At 72.3% G+C, this 18,182-nt stretch carries 16 protein-coding genes; 9 read left to right on the forward strand and 7 right to left on the reverse strand.

Features of this window, described 5'->3' with window-relative positions:
- Window positions 1-130: 130 nt before the first annotated feature.
- Window positions 131-859, reverse strand: coding sequence for a phosphatase PAP2 family protein (locus OG792_RS05950; RefSeq protein ID WP_329108106.1), 729 nt, complete (start codon window positions 857-859; stop codon window positions 131-133).
- A 123-nt stretch (window positions 860-982) separates the two neighbouring features.
- The gene (locus tag OG792_RS05955) at window positions 983-2,434 is read right to left on the reverse strand and encodes a glycoside hydrolase family 3 protein (RefSeq protein ID WP_329108107.1); all 1,452 of its coding nucleotides are present in this window, start codon (window positions 2,432-2,434) and stop codon (window positions 983-985) included.
- 178 nt (window positions 2,435-2,612) lie between these two features.
- Between OG792_RS05955 and OG792_RS05960 the strand changes: the two genes are divergently transcribed.
- Together OG792_RS05960 and OG792_RS34615 are read left to right on the forward strand one after the other, a co-directional pair.
- Window positions 2,613-3,788 (forward strand): ROK family transcriptional regulator, encoded by a 1,176-nt coding sequence (locus tag OG792_RS05960; protein ID WP_329108109.1) that lies wholly within the window; start codon window positions 2,613-2,615, stop codon window positions 3,786-3,788.
- A gap of 830 nt (window positions 3,789-4,618) precedes the next feature.
- Entirely contained in the window at window positions 4,619-5,545 is a 927-nt protein-coding gene (locus OG792_RS34615; RefSeq protein WP_442932443.1) for a golvesin C-terminal-like domain-containing protein, read from the forward strand.
- 84 nt (window positions 5,546-5,629) lie between these two features.
- Here OG792_RS34615 and OG792_RS05970 read toward each other — a convergent pair whose 3' ends face one another.
- Window positions 5,630-6,634 (reverse strand): ABC transporter permease subunit, encoded by a 1,005-nt coding sequence (locus OG792_RS05970; RefSeq protein WP_329108112.1) that lies wholly within the window; start codon window positions 6,632-6,634, stop codon window positions 5,630-5,632.
- Window positions 6,631-7,692 carry an ATP-binding cassette domain-containing protein gene (locus OG792_RS05975; protein WP_329108114.1) on the reverse strand — a complete coding sequence of 354 codons (1,062 nt, stop codon included), beginning with the start codon at window positions 7,690-7,692 and terminating at the stop codon, window positions 6,631-6,633. The genes OG792_RS05970 and OG792_RS05975 overlap by 4 nt, the downstream gene beginning before the upstream one ends.
- Before the next feature lie 55 nt (window positions 7,693-7,747).
- Here OG792_RS05975 and OG792_RS05980 point away from each other — a divergent pair, with 55 nt between their 5' ends.
- The gene (locus OG792_RS05980) at window positions 7,748-8,674 is read left to right on the forward strand and encodes an ABC transporter ATP-binding protein (RefSeq protein WP_329108116.1); all 927 of its coding nucleotides are present in this window, start codon (window positions 7,748-7,750) and stop codon (window positions 8,672-8,674) included.
- A gap of 144 nt (window positions 8,675-8,818) precedes the next feature.
- Window positions 8,819-10,450, forward strand: a complete 1,632-nt coding sequence (locus OG792_RS05985) for a cellulase family glycosylhydrolase (RefSeq protein WP_329108118.1) — start codon at window positions 8,819-8,821, stop codon at window positions 10,448-10,450.
- A 114-nt stretch (window positions 10,451-10,564) separates the two neighbouring features.
- Here OG792_RS05985 and OG792_RS05990 read toward each other — a convergent pair whose 3' ends face one another.
- Window positions 10,565-11,539 (reverse strand): LLM class flavin-dependent oxidoreductase, encoded by a 975-nt coding sequence (locus OG792_RS05990; RefSeq protein ID WP_329108119.1) that lies wholly within the window; start codon window positions 11,537-11,539, stop codon window positions 10,565-10,567.
- A gap of 169 nt (window positions 11,540-11,708) precedes the next feature.
- On the opposite strand from OG792_RS05990, the gene OG792_RS05995 reads away from it, so the two are divergent.
- The 3 genes from OG792_RS05995 (at window position 11,709) to OG792_RS06005 (ending at window position 13,987) form a co-directional block, all read left to right on the forward strand.
- Complete coding sequence (locus tag OG792_RS05995) at window positions 11,709-12,626, forward strand: ribokinase (RefSeq protein ID WP_329108121.1); 918 nt, start codon at window positions 11,709-11,711, stop codon at window positions 12,624-12,626.
- A 22-nt stretch (window positions 12,627-12,648) separates the two neighbouring features.
- The gene (locus tag OG792_RS06000) at window positions 12,649-13,056 is read left to right on the forward strand and encodes a YccF domain-containing protein (RefSeq protein WP_329108123.1); all 408 of its coding nucleotides are present in this window, start codon (window positions 12,649-12,651) and stop codon (window positions 13,054-13,056) included.
- Between the two features lie 64 nt (window positions 13,057-13,120).
- On the forward strand, window positions 13,121-13,987 hold the full coding sequence (locus tag OG792_RS06005; protein ID WP_329108124.1) for a polysaccharide deacetylase family protein: 867 nt from the start codon (window positions 13,121-13,123) through the stop codon (window positions 13,985-13,987).
- A gap of 32 nt (window positions 13,988-14,019) precedes the next feature.
- On the opposite strand, the gene OG792_RS06010 is transcribed toward OG792_RS06005, so the two are convergent.
- Both OG792_RS06010 and OG792_RS06015 read right to left on the reverse strand, forming a co-directional pair.
- On the reverse strand, window positions 14,020-14,724 hold the full coding sequence (locus tag OG792_RS06010; RefSeq protein WP_329108126.1) for a hypothetical protein: 705 nt from the start codon (window positions 14,722-14,724) through the stop codon (window positions 14,020-14,022).
- A 100-nt stretch (window positions 14,725-14,824) separates the two neighbouring features.
- Window positions 14,825-15,307 (reverse strand): DUF6232 family protein, encoded by a 483-nt coding sequence (locus OG792_RS06015; protein WP_329108128.1) that lies wholly within the window; start codon window positions 15,305-15,307, stop codon window positions 14,825-14,827.
- 225 nt (window positions 15,308-15,532) lie between these two features.
- On the opposite strand from OG792_RS06015, the gene OG792_RS06020 reads away from it, so the two are divergent.
- Together OG792_RS06020 and OG792_RS06025 are read left to right on the forward strand one after the other, a co-directional pair.
- Window positions 15,533-16,090 carry a hypothetical protein gene (locus OG792_RS06020; RefSeq protein ID WP_329108130.1) on the forward strand — a complete coding sequence of 186 codons (558 nt, stop codon included), beginning with the start codon at window positions 15,533-15,535 and terminating at the stop codon, window positions 16,088-16,090.
- Window positions 16,087-18,174, forward strand: coding sequence for a PrsW family intramembrane metalloprotease (locus OG792_RS06025; protein WP_329108132.1), 2,088 nt, complete (start codon window positions 16,087-16,089; stop codon window positions 18,172-18,174). The genes OG792_RS06020 and OG792_RS06025 overlap by 4 nt, the downstream gene beginning before the upstream one ends.
- The last annotated feature ends 8 nt before the right edge of the window (window positions 18,175-18,182 follow it).

Genomic DNA, 18,182 nt, shown 5'->3' on the forward strand with positions numbered 1-18,182 from the left:
TGGGTGGGGCGGCAACCTGCGGGGTGACCTGGGGGTAACGCTACGAAGCTGGGGTGGGGCTTTCAAGCCTGCGGGAGAGCCGTCCAAAATGTCCGTTCGGGGGACTTGACGGGCAATTGTGTATTCCGGTTCACCTATGGCGCCCCGGTGTTGTTGGTGGGGCCAGTCGCAACAGGTGCAGCAGTCGTACGGTCGGGTCGAGCGCGACCAGCACCGTGGCGGTTGCCAGCACCCCGCCCAGGGTCAGCCCGGCGACGATGTCGTGTGGATAGTGCACCCCGGCCACCACCCGCAGCAGTGCGGTCGCCCCGGCCAGGGGCAGGGTGAACCGGGCCAGCCGGGGTACGACCATCGCCAGCCCCACCCCGAGTGCGGCGGCGATGGTGGCATGGTTGCTCGGGAACGACCAGTCACCGACCTCGGGGCAGTGGCTGATCGGCTCGACCCCGGCCAGTGCCCGGCACGGCCGCTCCTGGTCCACCACCAGCTTCGACGCCTCGCTCAGCGCGTACGCGGCGCCGGTGGCGACGAGGACCAGCACCGCGCCGGCCAACAGCAGCGGGTCGCGTTGTCGGCCGAGCCAGCCGATCCCGGCGACCAGGGCCAGCAGGATCAGCAGGGCCGCGTCGGTGGTCAGTTCGACCAGCCGGTGCAGCCAGTCGGGGGTGCCGGCCATCGCCTCGACGACGGTTCGGTAGCCGGCCGCCGAGACGCCCTCGGTGACCCGGAGCACCGCCGGGTCACCGAGCCCGCCCGGCGCGAGCCAGCCGACCAGTCCGACCCCGCCCGCCACCAGCGCCAACGCGCCGCCCCAGCGCCGGACCGCCACCGACCCGTACGACCGCGCCCGCTCTCTCATGGTGAACACCCTATGAACAATGGGTGGCCGTGTCCTGTACTGGTCGTCGGTGCGTCGACCCGACGATCGTCAGCGCGCCGACGGGACGATCGTCGGTATGGGGGAGCGGGGGAGCGGAGGGCGTCAGCCGGCCAGGCCGAGGGTGTCGGCGGCCGCCCAGCCGTTGGCGTGGCTGGCGCCGTACGTGGTGACGAAGGCGCGTACGCCCGCCGGTCGCCAGGTCGACGGCCAGCCCATCTCCACCACGGTCACCGGATGGTCGACCGCCAGCGCCTCGATTAGCTCGGCCGCGCCCGACAGCCGGTGCACATGCCGTCCGACCAGCACGATCGGCCGCCCGTCGGCCAGCTTCGCCAGGGTCTCCGGGTCGGTCTCGGCGGCCACCAGCGGCAACTGCTCGGTGCCGTCCAGGTGCGGTCCGAGGCCCCACGGGACCCGTCCCTCGGCGATCGTGGAGGAGGAGACGAGCTGCACCACGAGCGGATCGTCCAGGGCGGTGAGCACGCCCTCGACCCGTACCGCGCGCTTCGCGGCGGCGTACCCCAGGTTGTCGACGGTGATCTCGGCGGTCGCGGCGGCCCGGGTCCAGACGGCGAGCGCGTCGGCGCGGCCGGCGGCCTGCTCGACCCGCTCGGTGCTCAGCCGGCCGTCGCGCAGCGCGGCGACGATCTCGGCGGCCACCTCCTCGACCAGGGCGGCGTCCACGTCGGCGCCGATGCAGAGCAGGTCGGCGCCGGCGTCCAGGGCGCGCACCGCGGCCGGGCCGATGCCACCGGCGGCCAGTGCCGCGCCCTTCATCTCCAGCGCGTCGGTGATCACCGCACCGGTGAAGCCGTATTCGCCGCGGAGCAGGTCGACCAGGACGGCCCGGCTGAAGGTGGCCGGCCCGTCGCCGGTCAGCACCGGCACCCGGATGTGCGCGGTCATGATCGCCTTGGTGTCGGCGGCGATCACGGCGGCGAACGGTGGCAGGTCGCGGACCCGGAGCAGGTCCAGCGGTACGTCGACGGTCGGCAGCTCGTAGTGCGAGTCGGCGATGGTGGCGCCGTGGCCGGGGAAGTGCTTGGCGCAGGCGGCGACCCCGGCCGACTGGAGGCCGGCGACGGCGGCGGCGGAGTGCGCGGCGACCCGGACCGGGTCGGCGCCGAACGACCGGGTGCCGATGATCGGGTTGTCGTCGGCGCTGTTCACGTCCACCGTCGGGGCGAGGTTGACGTTGATCCCGAGGGCGGCGAGCTCGGCTCCGATGGCCTGGTAGACCCGCCGGGTGAGGCCGACGTCGTTGACCGCGCCGAGCGCGGCGTTGCCCGGGTACGGGCTGCCGGTGGCGTGGGCCAGCCGGGTGACGTCGCCGCCCTCCTCGTCGATCGCGATCAGGACGTCCGGGCGGACCGCGCGCAGGGCGGCGGTGCTGGCCGCGACCTGGGCCGGGTCGGTGACGTTGCGACCGAACAGGGTGTGGCCGGCGAGCCCGTCGGCGACCAGGCCGAGCGCCCAGTCCGGCGGCGAGTCGCCGGGAAAGGCGGCGAGCAGCGTACGCAGTGCCAACCGGCGGAGTCCTGGATCAGTCCCCACGTTGTCTCCCCTTCGCGGCCGCCCACTGGTCCGAGTGTCGCACCAGAAGGGGCCATCTCGTGACCAACCGGTGCCCTGTCGGCTTACCGCCGGAGCACCGACTGGCCGTTACGCTACGGCTACTCGGTAAAGGCTAGCCCATCTAATAACAAACTTTACTAATAATTAGGGGACCTGCATGGCTTCCACCCGGCTACCCGGCACGCCCCGCCTGCTGCGCGCGCTCAACGATCGCGCCGCGCTCGAACTGCTGCTCTCGCAGGGGCCGCTGACCAGGGCACAGCTCGGCGAGCTGACCGGGCTGTCCAAGGTGACCGCCTCCCAGTTGGTGGAGCGGCTGGAGGAGCGCGGGCTGGTTATCCGGGTCGGCGAGCAGGCCGGTGGGCGCGGGCCGAACGCCCAGCTCTACGCGGTCGAGCCGGGCAGCGCGCACGTCATCGGGGTGGACGTCGGCCCGGACCGGGTGGTCGCCGCCTGCGCCGACATCACCGGCAGGGTGATCGGCCGGGTGGAACAGTCCACCCGCGACACCGACGACCCGGTCGGCGTCGTACACAACGCGGTGGTCCAGGCGGCGAGCAGCGCCGGGGCGTCACTGAGCAGCGTACGGCGGGTGGTGCTGGGCACGCCCGGTCTGGTCGACCCGGCCACCGGGGACATCACCTTCGCGTTCAACCTGCCCCGCTGGCACCGGGGCCTGCTTGCCGCGCTCCGGGAGGACCTGCACACCCCCGTCGTGTTCGAGAACGACGTCAACCTCGCCGCCCTCGCCGAGGCGCAGTCCGGTGCCGCCCGGGGCGTGGACGACTTCGTCCTGGTCTGGGTCGGTGTCGGTGTCGGTCTGGCCATCGTGCTGGGCGGCCGGCTGCACCACGGCAGCAGTGGCGCGGCCGGCGAGATCGGCTACCTGCCGGTGCCCGGCGCACCCATCCCGAGGGACGTCTCCCGCCGGGCCAAGCCCGCGTTCCAACAGCTCGCCGCCGCCGACGCGGTCCGGGTCGTGGCGCGCGAGCACGGCTTCCGGGCGGCGACGGCCGCGGACGCCGTACGGGCCGCGATCGCCGCCGGAACCGAGGGCGGTCAACTGCTCGACGAACTGGCCCGCCGGCTGGCGCTCGGGGTGGCCAGCACCTGTGTCGTGCTCGACCCGCCGCTGGTGGTGCTGGCCGGCGAGGTCGGCCAGGCCGGCGGCAGCGCGCTGGCCGAGCGGGTGCAGCACGAGGTCGCCGCGATCACGCTGGTCACGCCCCGGGTCGTGGTGACCGAGCTGACCGACGAACCGGTGTTGCGCGGTGCCCTGCGGACGGCCCTCGACGCGGTCCGGGACGAGGTGTTCGGCTCGACCGTCGGCTAGTTACCCGCTGGTTATCGTACCTCCCTCGACATTGACGAACGTCAAGCTATAGCGTTCCGTCAACCGGTGATCCTCATCAAGGGTCATCGATACCTTGGGGAGGAGTGACGGTGACTGTACGGTTCCCCTTACGGCGGGCGAGCTACCTGCTCGGTGCCGCCCTGATCCTGGCCGTCGGCCCGGCCGGTCAACCGGCGCTGGCCGCCGCCCCGGCCGACACCACCGCCGACGGTCCATCGGTGGTCGGTGCCGCCCCGGCGGCCCGGTCGCCGCTGGCCGGCGCGTTCGAGCGGGCGGCGGCTCGCTACCGGGTGCCGGCCGACCTGCTCGCCGCGCTCGGCTACGCCGAAACCCGGCTCGACGGGCACGGCGGCGCACCGAGCGCGTCCGGCGGCTACGGCGTCATGCACCTGACCAGCAACCCGAAACAGCACACCCTGGACCTGGCGGCGACACTCACCGGCCTCGAACCGGCCGTACTGCGCACCGACACCACCGCCAACATCCTCGGCGCGGCGGCCGTGCTCCGGTCCTACGCCGACGCGGCCGGGCTGGGAGCGGCCCAGCGTACCGACGTGAACCACTGGTACCTACCGCTCGTCCGGTACGGCGGCGCCACCGACCCGGCCGTCGCACGGCTCTACGCCGACGCCGTCTACGACCTGCTCGGCACCGGCTTCGGCACCCCCGCCGACCAGGCCGGCACCGGCCCGCGTACTCCCGCCGCGTTCGCCGTCGCGCCGCGGGCGGTCGCCCCGCACCGGGGTGAGTACGCCACCGTCGCCCCGCTCGGCTCGCCCGCACCCGCACCCGCGTCCGGCACCGGCGGGGTGGGCACGCTCAGCACCGACTACGGCCCGGCCGCCTGGGCGCCGGCGTACTCCGGCAACTACACGGCATCCAGCCGCGAGTCGTCGTACCCGATCAACTACGTGATCATCCACGTGGCGCAGGGGTCGTACGCCGGCACCGTCAACTGGTTCCAGAACTCGGCCGCCGGGGTCAGCGCGCACTACACGTTCCGCTCCTCCGACGGCGCCGTCACCCAGTCCGTACGGGACAAGGACGTCGCCTGGCACGCCGGCAACTGGACGTACAACACCCAGTCGATCGGGATCGAGCACGAGGGGTACGTCAACCAGGCGTCCTGGTTCACCGACGCGATGTACCGGGCCTCGGCCGCGCTGACCCGGCACCTGTGCGACAAGTACGGCATCCCGAAGGACCGCTCGCGCATCATCGGGCACAACCAGGTCCCCGGTGCCACCCACACCGACCCCGGCCCGTACTGGAACTGGACCACCTACATGCAGTACGTCACCGGCTCCGGTGGCGGCGGCGGTGGTGGCTGGACGGCCACCGTCGACAACACCACCTCGGGCCGGTTCACCGCGAGCGCCAACTGGGGTGTGTCGACGTACTCGGCGCAGCGCCAGGGTGTCGACTACCGGTACGCCAACCCGGTCGGCGCGAGCGACGTCGCCTGGTACCGGTTCAACATCCCGGCGACGGCGAGCTACCGGGTCGACGTCTGGTACCCGGCCGACCCCGGCTACAACGAGTCCACCCCGTACGTGGTGGTCACGCCGAGCGGCAACCAGACCGTCGTCGTCAACCAACGCGGCGGCGGCGGGCAGTGGCGCTCACTGGGCGCCTTCACCCTCGCCGCCGGTGACGCGAACAAGGTAGGGGTGAGCCGCTGGGCCTCCGGCACCGGCTACGTCATCGCCGACGCCGTCCGGGTCACCCGCCTCTGACCCAGGAACGAGGGGGGTCCCCCGGCCGTCGACCGGGGGACCCTCATCCAGCGCAAACCGCCGGCCGAGACGTGGCGGACGGCCTCAGGCCAGGTCCCGCCGACGGAAGGCGGCGAACGAGCCGAGCACGAGGCCACCCACCACGACCAGCAGCACCAGCAGCGCCGTCGGCCAGTGCAACATGTAGTCCGAGACCTGGCAGAAGCCGGCGGGGCCGGGATCGCAGACGCGGTCCTGTTCGGTGAGGCGGATCTGGCCGAGAATCCAGGCGCCGACATAACTGGAGAGCATCAGGACGTCCGGCCGCGGCGCGTCGATGATCTGCATGACGATCCGGGCGCCGCCCTCCCAGAGCACCGTGTACCCGGCGAGCACGCCCAGGGCGGCGGCGGTGTGCCGGCCCAGGACGGCGATGGCGAAGCCCACCGCGGTCACCAGCAACGTCAGGATCCAACCCCGGATCGTGGTGGTCAGGATCATGTTCCAGAAGTCCCCGTCCAGCGTGCCCGGATAACCGCGCGTCTCGCCGACCAGCCAGAACGCGCCCAGATACAGCGCCGACGCGACCATCGACACCCCGAGTACGCCGCCGAGCAGGGTGCCCAGCTTGGTGCCGAGTACGGTCAGCCGCTGCGGTCGCCAGAGCAGCAGGTTCGTCATCCCGCCGGAGTTCAGGTCGGCACCGATGTACGACGCCCCGACCAGGAATCCGAACAGCGCGAGGAACGTGATCAGGAAGTAGATCAGCCCCGGCATCTGCCGTTCGAAGACGAAGACCCCGGACAGGTGGTCCTCGATCCGGGGCGGCCCGGACGCGAAGACCTCGCAGTCGGCCACACTCTTCCCACCGGTCTGCTCCGGCGTCGTCCCCTCCAGGCTGGCCCGACATTCACGCAGCCAGCGTTCGTTCGCGACGGCCTGGTCCCGTACGTCCTCGCGCGCCTGCTCCAACTCGTTGGCCGTGGGTTGGTGCGAGCCGGCGACGGTGGTCGCGACGGTCACCGCGAACGCGGCCACCAGCAACACCAGCATGAGCTGGACGAACCGTCGGGCACCCAGCCGCTCCAGCTCGGCCTGGACCAGATTCACGCCTTCGTCCCCTCGTCGGTGGTGGCCGCCGCGTCCCCGCCGCCCACGGTGGAACCGAGTTCTATCTGCGCCGCCGGACCGTCGTGGTCCCAGTCCGCGCGCTGCGGCAGCACCGAGTCGTCCACCTGCTTCGGCGCCCCGGGATGCGGCAGGGTGCCGGTGAGTTCGAGGAAGACGCTCTCCAGGTCCGGGGTGAGCGGGGTCAGCTCGCGTACCCAGAGGTCCTGCTCGCCCAGGACGCGGGTGAGCGCGGCCGGATCGGTCACCCCGCTCACCACCAGGTGGTCCGGGTACGTGACCACGTCGTGCCCGGTCGCCGTGACCAGCTCGGTGGCGCGGGCCTGGTCGTCGACCCGTACCAGATATTCGCCCCGGTCGAAGCCGGCCAGCACCTCGCCGACGGTCCCGGCGGTGACCCGCCGGCCGCGCGAAATGATCGTCACGTGGTCGCAGATGAGCTGAATCTCGGCCAGGATGTGGCTGGAGACCAGCACGGTGACCCCGGCCGCGGCCAGATCCCGGACCAGGTCGCGCATCTCCCGGATCCCGGCCGGGTCGAGCCCGTTCGCCGGCTCGTCCAGGACCAGCAGCTCCGGACCCTTGAGCAGGGCGGAGGCGACCGCCAGCCGCTGCTTCATACCGAGCGAGTAACCCTTGACCCGGTCCTCGGCACGGTCCCGCAGGCCGACCCGTTCGAGCACCTCGTCCACCCGGATCGGCTCCACCCCGCCGGCCGTGGCGAGCAGCCGCAGCGTGCGCCGGCCGGTGAAGTTGCCGAAGAACTGTGGGCTTTCCACGATCGCGCCGAACCGGGGCGCGACCACGGGCAGCCGCTCGGGCGCCGGTTCGCCGAGCACCAGCATCCGGCCGGCGTCGGCCCGGACCAGGCCGAGCAGCGTACGCAGGGTGGTCGTCTTGCCCGATCCGTTCGGTCCCAGAAAGCCGTGCACCTGTCCGGCCTCGACCAGCATGTCGAAGCCGTCGAGCGCGACCCGAGCATCGCCCCGCAGGTTGCGGAAGCTCTTGCGCAGCCCCGCTATCTCGATGACCGCGCTCACGCGACCCCCTCGCCGCGTCCGCCCATGTGGACCTCCGGTCCGTTCAGCGTGATCAATGACACGGCGCCCCACCTTACGGGGAGGGTGCCGTCCGTGGGGGGCGGTGCGGGGTGCGTGGTTGGATGGACCGGTGCCTACTGACCTGGTTCACAACGTCGCCGGTGCCGCTGCCGCCGGCCCGACCCCGAGTCCGGCCGACGACGACCTGGTGATCGATCTCGCCGGGGTGAACGTGGTCCGCACCGGTGCGTACCTGCTGCGGGACCTGAGCTGGCGGGTGGAACTGGACGAGCGCTGGGTGGTGCTCGGCCCGAACGGCGCGGGCAAGACCACGCTGCTCAACCTGGCCGGCGGCCGGTCGCACCCGACCAGCGGCACGGTGCACGTGCTGGGCGAGCGGGTCGGCCGGACCGACCTGGCCGAGTTGCGGACCCGGATCGGCCTCACCACCGCCGGCCTGGCCGAGCGGATCCCGGCCGAGGAGTCCGTACGCGACGTGGTGCTGACCGCGGCCTGGTCGGTGGTCGGCCGGTGGCGGGAGAGCTACGACGCGGTGGACGAGGCGCGGGCGCGGGCGCTGCTGGACCAGTTCGGTGTCGCCGGGCTGGCCGACCGGCGCTATGGCACCCTGTCCGAGGGGGAGCGCAAGCGGGTGCAGATCGCCCGTGCCCTGATGACCGATCCCGAGTTGCTGCTGCTCGACGAGCCGGCGGCCGGGTTGGATCTGGGTGGGCGCGAGGACCTGGTCGGCCGGTTGGCCCGGCTGGCCCGGGACCCGGACGCCCCGGCGCTGGTGCTGATCACCCATCACGTGGAGGAGATCCCGCCGGGCTTCACCCACGCGCTGCTGCTGCGCGAGGGCGGCATCGTGGCACAGGGCCTGGTCGGTGACACCATCACCGCCGACAACCTGTCTCGTACGTTCGGGCTGAACCTCACCGTCGAGCGCTCCGGTGACCGTTTCACCGCCCGCGCCGCCTGATCCCGTACAGCCGACTTCCCCGCCGAATCGACGACGCTTGCCAAATATGGACAAGTGTCGTCATGTTGACTCTACTGTTAATTAAATTTACTGTTCCTTCATCGATACGTGTCGTCCTATCGATCCGATCGTCAGGGGAACAGGATGAACAGATTCCGTCGGCTGGTGACGCTGGTGTCCGCCACCGCGCTGGCCGTGACCTGCGCCGTACTCGTCGCGCCGGGCGCGTACGCGGCGACCGCCAGCTTCACCAAGACCCAGGACTGGGGCAGCGGCTACGAGGCCCTGTTCACCGTACGCAACAACACGGCTACCGCGATCACGAGTTGGCGGGTCGAGTTCGACCTCGCCGTCGGCTCCACCATCGGCAGCTCCTGGGACGCCACCCGGACCAGCTCCGGTGACCACCACAGCTTCGGCAACGTGTCCTGGAACGGCACCCTCGCCGCCGGTGCCAGCACCACCTTCGGCTTCACCGTCGCCGGCACCGGCACCCCGACCAACTGCACGGTGAACGGCACCTCCTGTGCCGGCGGCGGTGGCGGCGGCGACACCCAGCCACCGACCGTGCCCGGCAACCTACGTAGCACCTCGGTCACCTCGACCAGCGTCTCGCTCGCCTGGAACGCCGCCACCGACAACACCGCCGTGACCGGCTACGACATCTACCGGGGCGGGACCCTCGCGACCACGGTCACCGGCACCAGCGGCACCGTCGGCGGGCTGGCCGCGTCGACCGCGTACAGCTTCACGGTCCGCGCCCGCGACGCCGCCGGCAACCTGTCGGCGGCGAGCAACCAGGTCAGCGCGACCACCGCCCCCGGTGGTGGCGGCGGCACCACCCCGGCGGCGATCAACGGCCAGCTCCGGGTCTGCGGCACCAAGCTCTGCAACCGGTACGGTCGCCCGATCCAGCTGCGCGGCATGAGCACCCACGGCATCCAGTGGTACGCCCAGTGTGTCAACAACAACTCCCTCGACGCGCTCGCCAACGACTGGCGCGCCGACGTGCTGCGCATCTCCATGTACATCCAGGAGGACGGTTACGAGACCGACCCGCGCGGCTTCACCGACCGGGTGCACGACTACATCGAGCGGGCCACCGCCCGTGGCCTCTATGCCATCGTCGACTGGCACATGCTCACCCCCGGCGACCCGAACTTCAACCTGAGCCGGGCCCGCACCTTCTTCACCGAGATCGCCAGCCGCCACAAGGACAAGACCAACATCCTGTACGAGGTGGCCAACGAGCCGAACGGCGTCGGCTGGCCGGCGATCAAGTCGTACGCCGAGCAGATCATCCCGGTGATCCGGGCCCAGGACCCCGACGGTGTGGTGCTGGTCGGCACCCGTGCCTGGTCCTCGCTCGGCCTTTCCGACGGTGCCAGCGAGACCGAGGTGGTCAACAACCCGGTCAACGCCACCAACATCATGTACACCTTCCACTTCTACGCCGCCTCGCACGGGGCGTCGTACCTCAACGCGCTGTCGCGGGCCGCCGACCGGATCCCGATGTTCGTCACCGAGTTCGGCACCCAGACCGCCTCCGGCGACGGTGCGAACAACTTCACCCAGGCGCAGGCGTACCTCGACCTGATGGCGACCAAGCAGATCAGCTGGGTGAACTGGAACTTCTCCGACGACTTCCGCTCCGGCGCCGTCTTCAACACCGGCACCTGCAACGGCACCACCTACACCGGCACCACAGTGCTGAAGCCCGCCGGCATCTGGATCCGCGACCGCACCCGCACCCCCGACACCTTCCCCACCACCTAACCCCCACCCCCACCCCCCCACCCCCCCACCCCAGGTGTTGATCATGAAGTTAGCGACGGTTTCGGGCCCGAAACCGTCGCTAACTTCATGATCAACGGGGAGGGGTCGGGCGGGTCAGGGGAGGAGGGGGAGGAGGTGTTCGGCGGCTAGGGTGATTTGGGTTACCGCTAGGTGGGGGTCGTTGGGGGGAATGAGGATGAGCGAGTCGGCGGAGGCGTTGGCCAGGGCGGTTATCGAGGCGGCGCACTGCTGGGGGGTACCGGCTATCGCGAAGCGGTCCACGTAGCTCTCCGGGAGAGCCTGCGCCAGGGCGTCCACCTCGGGGTGGGCGGCCACCAGGGCGGCAATCTCGTCGGCCAGGTCGTCGTCGGCGGCGGTCAGCGGCGGGCCGCCGACGAACCGGCCGGCGATCGCGCGGCGGGCGTTCGACCGGTCGGAGTCGTAGTCGAGGAAACCGTAGACGGTCAGCCGGTGCGGGTCGTCCTGCCGGCCGGCGTCGGTACGGCCGGCGTCGATCAGGTCCCGCGCCCAGCGCAGGTACGCCGGGCTCGCGCACTCGGCCAGGATCGTGCCGTCGGCCACCTGCCCGGACAGTCGCAGTGACCGGGCACCGCGTACGCCGGTCGAGATCGGGGGCGGTTCGGTCGGCGGGAACGCGAGCTTGACGTTGTCCAGCTTGGCGTACTGACCGTCGACGGTGACCGTCTCGCCGGCCAGCAGGGCGCGTACGGCGGTGACCGTCTCGCCGAGCACCGCCAGTGAGGACGGGTGGTGGGCGCCGACCTGGCGTACCCAGTCCGGCATGCCGTGGCCGAAGCCGGGCAGGATCCGGCCGGGGAAGAGCCGTTCCAGGTTGCTCAGCTCCATCGCGGCCAGGGCGGGATTACGGAACGCGGCGGGCAGGATGCCGATGCCGATCCTGAGCGTCTCGGTGACCGAGGCGGCGACCGCGGCGGCCGACACCGCCCCGGTGAAGAAGCAGTCCTCGACCACCCAGAGCTCGTCGTAGCCGAGCCGTTCCACCAGCCGGGCGTACGCCGGAAGCTGCTCCGGTGGGCTGTCGCAGCGGTACATCACTCCGATTGCCATGTTTCCCATCCCCGGCAGCCTGCCAGAAAACGGTCCCACCCGCCGCATCTAGACTCGGGATCCGGGGTCGAGCGGACCGGAGTCGGACGAGCCGGATCCGGAGCGACCGGACCGGAGTCGAGCGGGCCCGTGCCCGACCGGGCGTGCCCGACGCTGCCAGGAGGTGTGTATGAACCGGCCCCGGGTTGTCGTCGTCGGCAGCGCCAACATGGATCTGGTCGCCATGACGCCGGTGCTGCCCGCCGCCGGGGAGACGGTGCTCGGCACCGATTTTGTGATGGTGCCCGGCGGCAAGGGCGCCAACCAGGCGATCGCCGCCACCCGTGCCGGTGCGTCCGGCGTCTTCCTCGGCGCGATCGGCTCGGACTCGTTCGGCGTGACGCTCAAGGCCCGGATCGCCGCCTCCGGCGTCGACACAGGTCAACTGCGCGTGGTGTACGGCGCCTCCGGTGTCGCGGTGGTCACCGTCGACGCCGCCGGGGAGAACACGGTGGTGGTCGCGCCGGGCGCGAACGCCGCGTTCACCGGGCTGACCGAACCGGAGCTTTCCGCCGTACGCCGGGCGGACGTGCTGGTCGCGCAGCTGGAGATCCCGCTCGAAACGGTGCTCGAAGCGGCCCGTGCGGCCCGTGCGGCCGGCACCCGGGTGGTGCTGAACGCCGCCCCGGCCCGGGAACTCCCGGCCGAGCTGCTCGGGCTGGTGGACCTGCTCGTGGTCAACGAGGGTGAGGCGCTGGCGATCAGCGGGGTCGGGCGGGAGGATCCGGGAGCGCTGCTGGCTGCCGTACCCCGGGCGGTCCTGACCCTCGGCGCGGCCGGTGCCTGGTACGGCGACCGGGACGGCACCGACGCCCGCATCCCGGCGTTCCCGATCGACGCGGTCGACTCGACCGGGGCCGGGGACGCCTTCACCGGCGCGCTCGCCGTGGCCTGGGGCGAGGGGCGGGACCTGGTCGACGCGGTCCGCTGGGCCTGTGCCGCCGGTGCGGCCTGCGCCCGTCAGGTCGGCGCCTCCGCCTCGCTGCCCCGCCGGGACGAGATCGACACCCTGTACGCCACTGGCGCGGGGTCAGATCCGACGGCTTGAGTACGGTGGGCACTATGAGGGCATGGTGCGTTTCATCCTCAATATCCTCTGGCTCATCTTCGGCAGCGGTTTCGTGCTCGCCATCGGGTACGGCATCGCGGCGCTGATCTGCTTCGCGCTGGTCGTGACGATCCCGTTCGGGGTGGCGTCGCTGCGGCTGGCCTACTACTCCCTCTGGCCGTTCGGTCGGACGCTCACCCCGAAGCCCGGCGCGGGGCTGGGATCGGGCCTGGCGAACGTCCTCTGGGTCGTGCTGGCCGGTTGGTGGCTGGCGCTGATGCACATCGTGGCCGGCGCGGCGCTCTGCGTGACCATCATCGGGATCCCGTTCGGGATCGCCAACTTCAAGCTCGTACCGGCGGCGTTCTGGCCGCTCGGGCGTGAGGTGGTCGAGATCGACGACCTGCGGCGTCCGACCGTGGCGGCCTAGTCGCGATCCGTGACGTCGCGGGGGCCGGCAAACCCCTGACAACCCCGGCGTACGCTCGCGCGTCATGAGCGATGGTGGCGGACCCGAGCGGGCGCCGGGCCGGGGTAGGCCACAGTGGACGGTCGTACTGGTCGCGGTCGTGGCGCTGGTCGCGGTGGGGATCGTCGTCGCGGTGGCGGGACCGACCGGCAGACCGAGCCCGGCGACCGCCCGGCTGGCCCGAAACGCCGTACCGACGGTCCCGGCGACCGCCCAGCCCACCACCTCGCCCACCCCGGCCGGCGTCTACGCGGCCCGGCTGCCGCGCTTCCCGGCAGCGCCGACGCCGGAACCGGTGACCGTGCCGACCGGTGCCTCGGCCGGCTGGTACTCGCGCATCCCCACCACCCAGCCGGTCGCGTTCATCACCATCGACGACGGCTGGATCAAGCGGCCGGAGGCACGCCAACTGCTCGCCGAGGCGCGGGTGCCGGCGACCCTGTTCCTCACCGTCAACGCGATCAAGGACAACCCGGACTACTTCCGGCAACTCCAACTCGCCGCCCCGAACCTGGCGATCGAGGCGCACACCCTGACCCACCAGGGGCTGCGGGGCAAGTCGTACGCGACCCAGCGGCGCGAAATCTGCGGCTCGGCCGACCAGCTCGCCAGCCTGTACGGCCGCCGCCCGCTACTGTTCCGGCCACCGTTCGGCGAGAAGGACGCCACCACCCTGCGGGCCACCCACGACTGCGGGCTGAAGGCGGCGTTCTTCTGGACCGAGTCGGTGGACAAGGGCAAGGTGCGCTACCAGGGTGAACACAGGATCCACCCCGGCGACATCATCCTGATGCACTTCCGGGAACGGTTCGTCGACGACTTCATCGCCGCGCTGAACGCCATCCACGCCGCCGGGCTGACCCCGGCCGTCCTCGGCGACTACATCCGCTGACACGGCCGCGCAGCGATGTGATCAGCCCTGGCTCAGCCCTCGTCGGACGACCGGCCCTCGCCCCGTCGGCGGAGCATGGCCAGGCCCGGGATGCCGGCGATGGCGAGCTTGAGGTCGCGGGTCACGTTGAGCAGGTCGTGGATGTCCGGGCCGACCCGGTCCAGGGTGGCGAGGATCGGCAGTACGTCGGCGGTCAGGTGCCCGGTCAGCTTGGGCAGCTCGTCAACCAGGCGGATCGCCGCGTCGACCTCCTCCGCGGTGAGCTGCTCGACAAACCGGCTCGCCATCGGCGCACCCTTGCGCAGCGTCACCGCGTACGCGGTGAGCAGTTCGTCGGCGGTACCCATGGTGACCTCGGCTCGGGCCATCGTGGCCGCCGCCCGGCCGGCGACGAGTTCCGCCTCGGCGACCAGCACGGCCGCCGCCGCCGCGACCCGGGTCGCCTCCTCGATCGGGGCGGCGGCGCGGGCGCTGAGCGTCTGGACCTGCTCGACGGTCTTCTCGGCCGAGCCGACGATCCGCTCGGTACGTTCCAGCGTCGACTCCATCCGGTCCAGCGCCGTCTCCACCCGGTCCAGCACGGTGCCGACCCGGCGTACCAGCTCCTCGGCACCGTCGAGCACGCCGATCGCGCGGGCGGGTAGGCCGACGAGGGTGGTCGCGGCGTCGGCGGCCTGACCGACGGCGAATCTGGTCAGGGCGAGCAGGGCGGCGGGCCGGGGGAGGGGGAGCACCATGCCGCAATTGTGCGTCGTCCGATCGAGCGACGCCGGATCGAGTGACGCCCGGCCGGTGCGACCCGTGGGCGATCTCCGGCGGGCGTAGCGGTGGTACGCCTCAGGGGCGGTCGCCGTGCTGTTCGACGGCGCGTTGCACGGCCCGGTAGATCTGGCCGAACCGCAGCGCGTCGGAGATCTGCAACAGCATCAGCTCCTGCCCCTGGCGCTGCACCCAGAGCTCGTAGACACCCGAACCCCGGTCGTAGGAGCGGTCCAGCCAGCCGAGCGGGACCTCCAGGAACGGCGTCAGGGCCAGCGCGCCCACCGCGCAGACGCCGAGGATCGCGCCCGCGAGCAGCCAGTTTCCCCGGTCCTGGGCGGCGTAGGCGAGCGACACCACGCAGACCGTCGCGATCAGCGGCGGAACCGAGAGCAGGAAGATGAGCGCGCCGCGGCCGAGCAGCCGGGAGCGGGACCGCAGCGAGCCAGGACCGCGGGTGTGCCAGACGTACGTCAGTTCGGCGACCGGAACCCGGTGACCGCCGGCCTGGACCAACTCGGAGGTTACCTGCACCGTGTCGTCCCGGTAATAGACCGTCACCACTTAAGCAAAGCGTGCCTGTCAACAGCACGTTCGGGTGCGCCGACAGTGCGACCCGGCGACCGGCGTAATGACCATGGTCGATCGGGTTGGCGGATCGGATTTCCCGGTATTGACCGTGATCGGTAGCGTGGGCGCACGCTGTGCCGGGTACGGGCCGACCGGTCCGCACCCCCGGGGACGCGTACGACAGGGGTCGGTGGGCGTGACGGGCTGGAGAGACGCGTGACGGGCTGGAAGAACGCGTGGTACGCCGTGCTGTTGCTAGCCGGCCTCGCCGCCCTGGTCGCGGTGCCGGCGCTGCTGGCGTTGCCGCTGCCCGGCGAGGGTAAGCCGCTGTCCGGCGAGCGGGTCGACATCGGCTTCGGTGCCACCATCGCCCCGCCATCGGGCGCCCGGCTCGACCTGGACGCCTCCCGGCCGGGCACGGGTGCGGTGAGCCTGCGGGCCGGCGAGGTACGGCTGCGGCTGACCGCCCAGCAGTTCCGCGGCGACGTCGGTCCGTACGTCGCGCATGCCCGCCACAAGCTCGATCGGGACGAGTGGCTGCGCCCGGTCGGCGGCCCCGAGCGGGTTGCCACCACCTCCGGGGTGTCCGGCGAACGCGGTTCGCTGCGCAGCGACGACTCCGCCGGCGTCGACCCCGCCTGCTACGCGATCTTCACCGCGCGATCGGTCGGCGTGGTCGTGCTGGCGACTCCGGCGAAGGACTGCACCGAACTGCCGGCATCGGTCTGGGCAGCGGTGACCAGCATCGAGATCGACCCGGCGGCGGCACAGTGAACCGGCCGTGGTCGTTGGTCCGTACGCCGAGCTTCTGGATTCTGCTCGGGGTTACCGGGATCGCCACCGCGGTCACGCTCGTCGGCGGGCTGTTCCTCGCCGTGGCCGCCCCGTGGTCGACGCTGGTCGGCGTGCTGCTGGTGACCGCGTACGCGGCACTGGCCCTGCTGCTGATCCGGCAGCTCGATCGGTTGGGCACCCGGCCCTGGTGGCTGGTCGGGTTGGCGCTGCTCTGGGGCGCCACCATGTCCGTGCTGGTCGGCGGGAGCGCCGGCTTCACCATCGACCAGTTGCTCGGGCGGCTGTTCTCGCCCGAGTTCGCGGGTGTCTGGGGCGCCATGATCGTCGCGCCGCCGGGCGAGGAGTTGGCCAAGGTCGCCGGGGTCGTGTTCCTGTTCCTGGCCGCCCGCCCCTACCTGCGTACGGTCTTCGCGGGTGCGGTCTACGGCGCGGTCGTCGGCCTGGGCTTCGCCGTCGTCGAGGACCTCGGGTACGCCGTGATGGCGGCGGACGAGACGCTGCCGGACGCGGTCGGCGAGGCGCTGCGGATGCTCGTGTTGCGGTTCACCCTGCCCGGTGTGGTCGGCCATCCGCTCTTCACCGCCGTCGCCGGTGCCGGGGTCGCCTACCTGGTCGTGCGTACCGACCGGACCCGGATACGGCGGGTGGGCGTCTTCGTCGGCGCCCAGGCGCTCGCCTGGCTGACCCACGCGGCGGTCAACTCGCCGGTGGCGTTCGTGGTGTCCGACGCGCTCGACCAGTTGCCCGGGTTCGCCGCGCTGACCGGCTACCTGCTCGTGATCGGCATCCCCGGCGCGGCCTCGTTCCACTGGCTCGCCGCGCTCCGCCGGGCGGACGCCGAACGGCTCGCCGACCGGCTCCGTGCCGCCGATCCGGAGCTGGCCACGGCCGACGAAGCCGACGCGGTGACCACCCTCGGCGGTCGGGGTCGGGCGGCGAGGTCGGTCGGCCGGGTCCACGGCCGGCGGGCCGGTCGCGCGGCCCGCCGGGTCCAACGGGCCCAGTTGCGGCTCGCCGACCTGCCGCCGCAGCCGCCGGTCGTCCCCCAACCGATCGGGTACGCCCAGCCACCGACCCATCCCTGGCCGGCCCCCTCCTACCAACCACCCGCACCCGTCCCGCCTGCTGCTCCGCGCTCGCCTGCTGCGCCGCTTCCGCCTGCTGCGCCGCTTCCGCCTGCTGCGCCGCTTCCGCCTGCTGCGCCGCTTCCGCCTGCTGCGCCGCTTCCGCCTGCTGCGCCGCGCTTGCCCGCCGCACCGCTCTCGCCCGTTACGCCGGTGCAGCCCGCCGCGCCGAGCCCGACCGCGCTGCCGGTCCCGCCGGTCCCGCCGCTTCTGTGGGTCCAGTGGGCCTCACCGGTGCCGCCGCCCTGGACCGGTCCGGCGCCGTGGGCGCCGCCGCCGTGGGCGGAGCCGCGGCCCGGTGTGCCACCGGCACCGAACACGCCACCGCCACCGCCGTCGCCGTGGCACGGGGTTGCGCCCGCAGGCTCGCCGCCGCCGTGGGGCTGGCCGCCGCTCGGTGGCCGGGGCGGTGCCCAGCCCACCCCGTGGGGTGCCCAGCCCACCCCGTGGGTCGGGCCGCCGCCCCCGCCCTGGCCGGGAGTGCCGGGAGGCATGCCGCCGTCTCCGCCACGGGCCGGGGCGCCGGGGGGAATGCCTCCGGCGTGGGCGTACGGGACGGCTACGGGTGGCTGGGCACCGCCGAACCCGCCGGTGCCGAAGGTGACGGCGGTCCAGCGGCGTACGGCCGAACTGGCTCGGGCCAGGACGGCGCTGGCGGAGCTGACCGGAGCACCCGCCGTGCCGGCCGATGCGGCCGTACCGGCGTCGGCGCCGAGCTGGTCGACCAGTACGGCGGTCTGGTTGTCCGCGGTCGGGCTGATGGTGTGGCCGGTGGTCCCGGTTGCCGGGCTGCTGGTGGCGGTGCCGCTGGTCGGAGCCGCGCGGCGGCACCGGTCGGTGCCCCGCGGCCTGCGGCTGGCGACGATAGCGGTGCTGGCCAGCGGATACTGCTGGCTGGCCAGCGTGCTGGCGCTCGCGCTCTTCCCCGACGTGGTCTGAGCCGGTCC

Origin of the sequence: Micromonospora sp. NBC_01699 (assembly GCF_036250065.1) — a bacterium.
Classification (GTDB): Bacteria; Actinomycetota; Actinomycetes; order Mycobacteriales; family Micromonosporaceae; genus Micromonospora_G.